Source organism: Azospirillum sp. B4 (genome assembly GCF_000333275.1).
In the GTDB taxonomy this organism is placed as follows: Bacteria; Pseudomonadota; Alphaproteobacteria; order Azospirillales; family Azospirillaceae; genus Nitrospirillum.
Genome location: NZ_BACU01000706.1, coordinates 1 through 1,526 on the forward strand (window position 1 = coordinate 1; position 1,526 = coordinate 1,526).

General features: G+C 73.4%; 1 protein-coding gene and 2 pseudogenes. 1 reads left to right on the forward strand and 2 read right to left on the reverse strand.

Going from position 1 to position 1,526, the window contains the following annotated elements; genetic code table 11:
- Nucleotides 1–549: pseudogene (locus tag I55_RS37505) on the forward strand (hypothetical protein); the annotation flags it as partial.
- A 10-nt stretch (nucleotides 550–559) separates the two neighbouring features.
- Here the strand turns inward: I55_RS37505 and I55_RS31640 are convergent.
- Nucleotides 560–1,258, reverse strand: coding sequence for a DnaA/Hda family protein (locus tag I55_RS31640; protein WP_044564710.1), 699 nt, complete (start codon nucleotides 1,256–1,258; stop codon nucleotides 560–562).
- A 63-nt stretch (nucleotides 1,259–1,321) separates the two neighbouring features.
- Nucleotides 1,322–1,526 (reverse strand): annotated as a pseudogene (locus I55_RS31645) (AI-2E family transporter); the annotation flags it as partial.

Sequence of the window (1,526 nt, forward strand, 5' to 3'; positions counted from 1 at the left end):
TGGATCGAGGGCGGCGGCTGGGCCTGCCCCGCCCTGGATCAGCCCCTGAAGGCGTGGCGCCCCGCCTGCTGGCGGAATGCAGGACAAGGTGCCCGGGCCATCACCCGGCTGGACCTGCCGCCCCCACCCGCCCCCGGAGCCAAGCCCGCCCCGGCGGCAAAGGCGCCCCCGCCCGCCGCCGACGCCCTGTACCGCCTGCGCCGGCGGGCTCAGCGCCTGTATGAGGTGGCGGAGGTCTGCCGCGGCCTCTATCCCGTGGCAGCGGCCAAGCCCAAGACCAGCAAGACGCCCAAGGGCGCGGCCGCCAAGCGCCCGGCTAGCGACCCCATGGCCCCCTTGACCCGCCTGCACGCCGCCATCACCGCCCCCACCGGCGCCCGCCAAGCCGCCCAGCTGGTGGCGCTGCTGACCAAGACCGCCGGCGCCAAGGCGCGCAGCGACCGCCTGCTGGCACGCTTGGCGCAGGAGGAGGCGCTGGCCCTGGCCAAACTGCCGGCCACCTGGCGCGGCTACAGCCGGCGGCGGATGTTCTGGATGACGGGGCGGTAGCGGCCCCCCGTCAAGATCCCGCCGGCTTGTCCTTGGGCTCCAGCACCTGGCGGCAGAAGGCCACGGTGATGGGCTTCTTGGCGGCCAGGGCGGCGCGGTCCAACAGGGCCACGGTGCGGCGGGCGCTGTCGAAGGACCGTTCGGTGTGGGTCATCAGCCAGGCGATGACATCCTCCCCCACCCGCACCTGGCGGTCGTCGAACAGCTTGACCAGCACGGCCATCAGCAGCGCGTCGTCTGGGGCGGCCATGCCCACGGCCGGCGCCGCCACCAGGCGGGACCGCAGGTCGGGCAGGCGCAGGGTCCAGTTGATGGGGGCGTAGTGGGCCAGCAGCAGCAGTTGACCGCCCGCCTCCTTGGTCACGTTGTAGAGGTGCAGCAGGGCGCGCTCGCGGGTGGTGTCGCCCGAAATCTCATGCGTGCGGTCGATGACGGCGGTGCGGGTGGGGCCCAGCAGATGCGGCACCTCCGCCGGGTCCAAATCCTCCGGCCCCAGCAGCGGCGCGCGCGAGCGGGCGCGCCACACCTGGGCCAGGTGGCTCTTGCCGCAGCCGGGAGGGCCGTACAGCACCAAGGCCGGCGCCGGCCAGTCCGGCCAGGCATCCAGCCAGGCCACCGCGTCGGCGTTGCCCGGCGCCACCAGGAAGTCGGCCTCCCCCATGGCGGAACGGTGCCCCAGGTCCAGGGGCAATTGTCTCAAGTCGGCCATGATTCCAGGGTCTTGACGGCAGCGGGCACTAAAGAGGGCGGGAACGGGTGGACGCGCGCGGGATCAGGGAACGGGCGGTGACCCGGCGTCCGCCCCCGGCGGGACCAGGCCTTCCTGGACCAGATCCTCGCGCAGCACCTCCTCCGGAGGCACGCCGGTGTAATAGCTGCTGGCGAGGTACTGGCGCAATGCGAAGCGCACCAGCACACCGATGACGGCCGCCACCGGCACCGCCAGCAGCACGCCGGTAAAGCCGAACAGGCTGCCG